The sequence below is a fragment of the uncultured Caballeronia sp. genome, assembly GCF_964243625.1.
Taxonomy (GTDB): Bacteria; Pseudomonadota; Gammaproteobacteria; order Burkholderiales; family Burkholderiaceae; genus Caballeronia.
The window spans coordinates 1-6,488 of the sequence record NZ_CAXTGZ010000350.1; the positions used below are offsets into that span (position 1 = coordinate 1).

Genomic DNA, 6,488 nt, shown 5'->3' on the forward strand with positions numbered 1-6,488 from the left:
CGCAAGAGCTCCGGGAACTCAAGCTCGACTCCACGCTGAACGCCGCGCCGTTCTATCGCTCACTCGGTTTTGAAGGCGACGAAATCACGCCATACCGCTCGCCGCGCGGCCTGACCATGGATTGCGTACCCATGACGAAACGGCTCCACGGATAATCCCCGTTTTTACCGGCCGAATGGCCGATGAGTCCGCCGTTCACCCCCGGAAAGTCGCACAAGCCCCTCATTCCCGCTAAAATTCAACGTTTTAGCCCTCCGGCCGGTGCATTTTTCCGGTCCGCTTCGACCACGCGCCGGCCCACCGGCTTAAGCTTCGAAGGCACGCTTCAAAGGCATTCATGCTCACTTTTCAGCAAATCATCCTGACGCTGCAATCCTATTGGGACAACAAGGGTTGCGCGCTTCTCCAGCCAATCGACATGGAAGTCGGCGCGGGCACGTCGCACGTGCACACGTTCCTGCGCGCGATCGGCCCGGAACCGTGGCGTGCAGCGTATGTGCAGCCGTCGCGCCGCCCGAAGGACGGCCGCTACGGCGACAACCCGAACCGTCTGCAGCACTACTACCAGTATCAGGTGGTGCTGAAACCGGCGCCCGAGAACATTCTCGATTTGTACCTCGGCTCGCTCGAAGCGCTCGGCTTCGATCTGAAGCAGAACGACGTGCGTTTCGTGGAAGACGACTGGGAAAACCCGACGCTTGGCGCGTGGGGCCTCGGCTGGGAAGTCTGGCTGAACGGCATGGAAGTCACGCAGTTCACATACTTCCAGCAAGTTGGCGGTATCGATTGCAAGCCGGTGCTGGGCGAGATCACCTACGGCCTCGAACGGCTCGCCATGTATCTGCAGAAGGTCGAGAACGTCTATGACCTCGTGTGGACCGAATGGGAAGAAAACGGCCCGAACGGTCCCGAAACACGGCGCCTCACTTACGGCGACGTCTATCACCAGAACGAAGTGGAGCAGTCCACGTACAACTTCGAGCACGCGAACGTCGACTTGCTGTTCACGTTCTTCAAGAGCTACGAAGCCGAAGCTAAAAAGATGATCGACGCGAAGCTGGCGTTGCCCGCGTATGAACTCGTGTTGAAAGCCGGCCACACGTTCAACCTGCTCGACGCACGCGGCGCGATTTCAGTGACGGAGCGCGCGGCGTACATCGGGCGGATTCGTGATCTTTCGCGCCTTGTCGCGAAGGGCTATTACGAGTCGCGCGAAGCGCTTGGTTTCCCGATGCTGGGCAACGCCGTACACGCCGCAGCCGGAGTCGTCACCGACGCCGAAGACGCCGCCAAGCCCTCGTGGGTGCCGGCGCTGAAGGTCGAGCGCAATATCGATCAGGCCTGACCAGAGCACGACATAACAATGACCGAATCCAATCCCGCATCGCTGCTCGTCGAGCTGCTGACCGAAGAACTGCCGCCAAAGGCGCTCGCGCGCCTTGGCACCTCGTTTGCCGAAGGCATCGTGCAGCGGCTTGCCGCGCGCGACCTCATTGAAGGCGAAGCGAGTTTCGAGAAATTCGCCACACCGCGCCGTCTCGCCGTGCTGATCAAGAACGTTCGCGCGGTTGCGCCCGAACGGCAAGTGCGCGAGAAAGTGCTGCCCGTCAGCGTAGCGCTCGATAAAGACGGACAACCCACCCCGCCGCTCGCGAAGAAACTTGCCGCGCTCGGTTTCCCTGACTTCAAGATCGAAGATCTCGAGCGCGCGCAAGACGGCAAAGCCGAAGCGTTCTTCCTGCGCTACGCGGCGCCAGGCGCGACGCTCGCTGAAGGCCTGCAAACCGCGCTGACCGAGACGCTCGGCAAGTTGCCAATCCCGAAGCTCATGACGTATCAACGGCCCGACGGCACCAGCGTGCAGTTCGTGCGCCCGGTGCATGGGCTGGTCGCATTGCATGGCCGCGATATCGTGCCGGTGAGCGCGCTTGGCATCGATTCCGGCGATACCACGCTGGGTCATCGTTTCCTCTCGAGCGGAATCGTGGCGATCGGTCACGCCGACGATTACTCTGAGACGCTGCGCTCGAAGGGCCGTGTAGTCGCGAATTTCGATGACCGCCGCGAATCCATCCGCACGCAGTTGCTCGCGTTTGCAGGCGAAGATCGCGTCGTGATGCCCGAGACGCTGCTCGACGAAGTGAACGCGCTGGTCGAATGGCCGGTCGTGTATCAGTGCCGTTTCGACGAATCGTTCCTGCAAGTGCCGCAGGAATGCCTGATCCTGACCATGCAGACGAACCAGAAGTATTTCGCGCTGACCGACGATCACGGCAAGCTGCGCTCGCGTTTCCTGATTGTGTCGAACATTGAAACAGAAACGCCGGCCGATATCGTGGAAGGCAACGAGCGCGTGATTCGTCCGCGTCTTGCCGACGCCAAGTTCTTCTTCGAGCAGGACAAGAAGAAGCGCCTGGCCGACCGCGTGCCGCTGCTGGCGAACGTGGTGTATCACAACAAACTTGGCTCGCAACTGCAGCGCGTGCAGCGCCTCGAAGCGCTGGCAGGCGAAATCGCCCCGATGATCGGCGTGGACGTCGCCGTGACGAAGCGCGCCGCCCTGCTCGCGAAGGCCGACTTGCTCACCGACATGGTCGGCGAATTCCCTGAATTGCAAGGCACGATGGGCACGTACTACGCGCGCCATGACGGCGAGTCGGAAGAGGTCGCGCTCGCGTGTTCGGAACATTACCAGCCGCGTTTTTCCGGCGATGAAACCCCGTCTAACGGCGTGAGCTGCGCCGTCGCCCTGGCCGACAAGCTGGAAACGCTCGTGGGCATCTGGGGTATCGGCTTGCAGCCGACGGGCGAAAAAGATCCGTTCGCGCTGCGCCGCCACGCGCTCGGTGTGTTGCGCATTCTGCTGGAAAAGAAACTGGCTATCGATTTGCTCGACTTGCTGCGCATCGCGCAAAAGCAGTTTGCCGATATGCCGCAAGTCGCCGATTCGACCGACGCGATCTACGCATTTTTCATGGACCGTTTGCGGGGCGTGCTGCGCGAGCGCGGTTTCAACGCGGTCGAAATCGATGCCGTGCTGAGCCTGAACCCCACGCGACTGGATGACATCGTTGCGCGCCTCGAGGCCGTGCGTGAATTCGCGAGCTTGCCGGAGGCGGCATCGCTCGCGGCTGCGAACAAACGCATCTCGAACATCCTGAAGAAGTCGGCCGAAGGCGTGCCGGCAAGCGTGCAACCTGCGCTGCTGCAAGAAGCCGCCGAGAAAGCGCTGTACGCGCAGCTCGAGCAGGTTGCGCCGCAGGTGCAAAAGCAACTGGCCGAGCGCAACTACACGGAAGCACTGTCCGCGTTGTCCGCGTTGCGTGACGCGGTTGACACCTTCTTCAACGACGTCATGGTGAACGCCGAAGATCCCGCGCTGCGAAACAACCGCCTGGCTCTGCTCGGCGCGCTGCATCAGCAGATGAACTGCGTCGCGGATATCTCGAAGCTCGCCGCCTGATGCGACACACCATGCCGACCAACGCAAACAAGAAACTGGTGGTTCTCGATCGTGACGGCGTGATCAACGTCGACTCGGACGCATTCATCAAGTCGCCGGAAGAATGGGTTGCCATTCCCGGCAGTCTCGAAGCCATTGCGCGGCTGAATCAGGCCGGGTACCGCGTGGCGATTGCGTCGAACCAGTCAGGCATTGGCCGGGGGCTTTTCGACATGGCCGCGCTCAACGCCATGCACGTGAAGATGAACCGGGCGGTGGCGGCGGTCGGCGGGCGTATCGATGCGGTGTTTTTTTGCCCGCATACGCAGGAAGACGAATGCGATTGCCGCAAGCCGAAGCCGGGTATGTTGCAGCAGATCGTGGAGCGTTTCGAGATCGATCCGGAGGACACGCCGGTGGTCGGCGACTCCCTGCGCGACCTGCAGGCCGGCGCCGCGCTTGGCTTCAAGTCGCATCTGGTGCTGACCGGCAAGGGACACAAGACGCTGGCGGCGGGGAACCTGCCGCCCAATACAAAAGTACACGACGACCTGCGCTCTTTCGCGCTGAATTTCCTCGCTGCAGATCACGACTGACGCGCCGGCTTTATCGTCGAATTCAAAGAACTCTTTCACGCCGATGCGCTTCATTCGTTCGCTGTTGCTGATGGTCTTTTTCGTTGTGTACACAGTGCCGTACGCGTGCATGTGCTTCATCACGTTCCCGTTCCTGGGCGCTGCAAGGCGTTACTGGATGGCGGCGTTCTGGTGCAAGTCATCGATCGTGGTGATGCGTTACCTGATCGGCATCCGCTACCGGATCGAAGGCATGGAGAACCTGCCCGATGGTCCCGCCGTGCTGCTGTCCAAACACCAGTCCGCATGGGAAACGCTCGCGTTCCCCGCGTTGATGCCGCGTCCGCTGTGCTATGTGTTCAAGCGCGAGTTGCTGTTCGTGCCGTTCTTCGGCTGGACCATGGGCATGCTGAAGATGGTGCATATCGACAGGCGTCAGGGCAAGGACGCGTTTCAATCAGTAGCGCGGCAAGGGCGTGAGCGCATGGCCGAAGGCGCGTGGGTCATCATGTTTCCGGAAGGCACACGCACCTCTGTTGGCCAGCAAGGCAAATACAAGTCGGGCGGCGCGCGGTTCGCAGTGGCGGCGGGCGCGCCTGTCGTGCCCATTGCTCATAACGCAGGGCACGTCTGGCCTCGAAAATCGTTTCTCAAATATGCGGGTATAGTCACAATGTCCATCGGTCGTCCGATCGAGACGACCGGCCTCACCGCGGAAGAAGTCAACCTTCGCGTCGAGCAATGGATCGAGACAGAAATGCGCCGCATCGATCCGGATTCGTATGGTCCCGACGACCGTTTCGTCGCGTGCTCCGAAGGCGCGGCGACCCGACGGTAGCGCCCGCGGCTGTATCGTCTTTACATGTTTTTAGCTTCGTTCCTTTTGTCATTCCTGCGCCGCGTGCGCCAAGCTGAGCCGATGCAGAAGACTCCCACGCGACAGCACCAGGCTGCCGCGCCCGACAACCCGCAACTCGATTTGCCGCTCCATCTGCCGCTCGATGCGCCGATGGAACACGCATCGTCGGCTGCAGGTTCTGCCGCGCCTGCCATGCCCGCCACGTTGCGCGGCGACATCACGCCGGCCGATACAACCGCACCGCCCGCTCCACCTTTGCGCGCTCCGGACGGCACGCGTTCCCGTCATCTCATGCTCGGGTCGAAGCTGCTCGACTACCGGTTGAAGCGTTCGTCGCGACGCACCATCGGTTTCATGATCGACGGCACCGGCCTTGCGATCACCGCGCCGCGCTGGGTGACGATCGGTGCTATCGAAAGTGCGATTGTCGAAAAAGAGAAGTGGATCTTCAAGAAGCTCGAAGAATGGCAAACGCGAGTTGAACAACGCGTCGTACCGCGTATTGTCTGGAAGGACGGAGCGCAGCTTCCGTATCTCGGGCAGAACATCAGCGTGATGATGACCGCTGCGCCGGGTGCGACCGGAAAGAGCGCGACTCAACCGCATTTCGATACCACCGCCAACACCCTCTGGCTCGGACTTCCCGCACTGGCTGACGCACAACTCATTCGCGAGCGCGTGCAACGCTGGTTGCATAGACAGGCGCTGGAAGTGTTCGGTCAGCGCCTGCCAGTGTATGCCGCGAAACTCGGCGTCGAATACAAGGCGTACGCGCTGTCTTCGGCGGCAACGCGCTGGGGCAGTTGTTCCAGCGAAGGCAAGATCCGCCTCAACTGGCGGCTGATCCATTTTCCGGTTCACATCATCGACTATGTGGTCGCGCACGAACTCGCGCACCTTCGCGAGATGAACCACAGCGCGCGCTTCTGGAACACCGTCGAATCGATTTTTCCGGACTTCCAGGAAGCGCGGCACACGCTCAAGCATCACCCGCCTGAACTGCTGCCCTTGCTTTAGCGGCCGGTTCCGGACGCATCAAAACGACAACCCTCACAGGACCCCATCATGCGACTTCTCCACACCATGCTGCGCGTCGGCGACCTGCAGCGCTCGATCGACTTCTATACGCGCATTCTCGGCATGAAAGTGCTGCGTCAAAGCGAAAACACCGAATACAAGTACACGCTGGCGTTCGTCGGTTACGGCGATGAAAGCGAGAACAGCGTGCTGGAGTTGACCTACAACTGGGGCGTCGACAAATACGACCTGGGTTCGGCGTATGGACACATCGCGCTCGAAGTGGACGATGCCGCCGCCGCTTGCAACCGCATCCGCGAAGCCGGCGGCAAGGTCTCGCGCGAAGCGGGTCCGGTGAAAGGCGGCAAGACGGTCATCGCGTTTGTCGAAGACCCGGACGGGTACAAGGTCGAACTGATCGAGAAGCACTCTTGAGATGATTGACCGGGCCCTGCGGGGCCCTTGTCGTTTTCGGCATTCGCAACACCACAATAAAAAGCAGAGACGAGACACTTCATGAGCACCGCCCTTCCCGTTCGACGCGCGCCCGACGCCACCGCCATCCTGTTGATGATCGGCTTGTGCGCGGTGTGGG

The 6,488-nt window shown here is 61.1% G+C and carries 6 protein-coding genes; all 6 read left to right on the forward strand.

The features are described 5' to 3' along the window. Window positions 1-337: 337 nt before the first annotated feature. The 6 genes from glyQ to gloA all read left to right on the forward strand — a co-directional run bounded on the left by glyQ (window position 338) and on the right by gloA (window position 6,328). Complete coding sequence (gene glyQ / locus ACFFAR_RS21305; RefSeq protein WP_375508411.1) at window positions 338-1,345, forward strand: glycine--tRNA ligase subunit alpha; 1,008 nt, start codon at window positions 338-340, stop codon at window positions 1,343-1,345. Between the two features lie 18 nt (window positions 1,346-1,363). After that, window positions 1,364-3,463 carry a glycine--tRNA ligase subunit beta gene (gene glyS, locus ACFFAR_RS21310; protein WP_174364249.1) on the forward strand — a complete coding sequence of 700 codons (2,100 nt, stop codon included), beginning with the start codon at window positions 1,364-1,366 and terminating at the stop codon, window positions 3,461-3,463. Between the two features lie 11 nt (window positions 3,464-3,474). Continuing rightward, window positions 3,475-4,038, forward strand: coding sequence for a D-glycero-beta-D-manno-heptose 1,7-bisphosphate 7-phosphatase (gmhB, locus tag ACFFAR_RS21315; RefSeq protein ID WP_062170444.1), 564 nt, complete (start codon window positions 3,475-3,477; stop codon window positions 4,036-4,038). 43 nt (window positions 4,039-4,081) lie between these two features. Continuing rightward, window positions 4,082-4,855 carry a lysophospholipid acyltransferase family protein gene (locus tag ACFFAR_RS21320; RefSeq protein ID WP_375508412.1) on the forward strand — a complete coding sequence of 258 codons (774 nt, stop codon included), beginning with the start codon at window positions 4,082-4,084 and terminating at the stop codon, window positions 4,853-4,855. An 81-nt stretch (window positions 4,856-4,936) separates the two neighbouring features. Next, a complete protein-coding gene (locus tag ACFFAR_RS21325) occupies window positions 4,937-5,893 on the forward strand; it encodes a YgjP-like metallopeptidase domain-containing protein (RefSeq protein WP_174364251.1) in 957 nt (318 codons plus the stop codon). 48 nt (window positions 5,894-5,941) lie between these two features. Further along, a complete protein-coding gene (gene gloA / locus ACFFAR_RS21330) occupies window positions 5,942-6,328 on the forward strand; it encodes a lactoylglutathione lyase (RefSeq protein WP_061998536.1) in 387 nt (128 codons plus the stop codon). Window positions 6,329-6,488: the final 160 nt, after the last annotated feature.

Excerpts from the sequence above, each read along its gene's own strand:
- glyQ (WP_375508411.1), top strand. The coding sequence starts at position 338 with ATGCTCACTTTTCAGCAAATCATCCTGACGCTGCAATCCTATTGGGAC.
- glyS (WP_174364249.1), top strand. The coding sequence starts at position 1,364 with ATGACCGAATCCAATCCCGCATCGCTGCTCGTCGAGCTGCTGACCGAA.
- gmhB (WP_062170444.1), top strand. The coding sequence starts at position 3,475 with ATGCCGACCAACGCAAACAAGAAACTGGTGGTTCTCGATCGTGACGGC.
- ACFFAR_RS21320 (WP_375508412.1), top strand. The coding sequence starts at position 4,082 with ATGCGCTTCATTCGTTCGCTGTTGCTGATGGTCTTTTTCGTTGTGTAC.
- ACFFAR_RS21325 (WP_174364251.1), top strand. The coding sequence starts at position 4,937 with ATGCAGAAGACTCCCACGCGACAGCACCAGGCTGCCGCGCCCGACAAC.
- gloA (WP_061998536.1), top strand. The coding sequence starts at position 5,942 with ATGCGACTTCTCCACACCATGCTGCGCGTCGGCGACCTGCAGCGCTCG.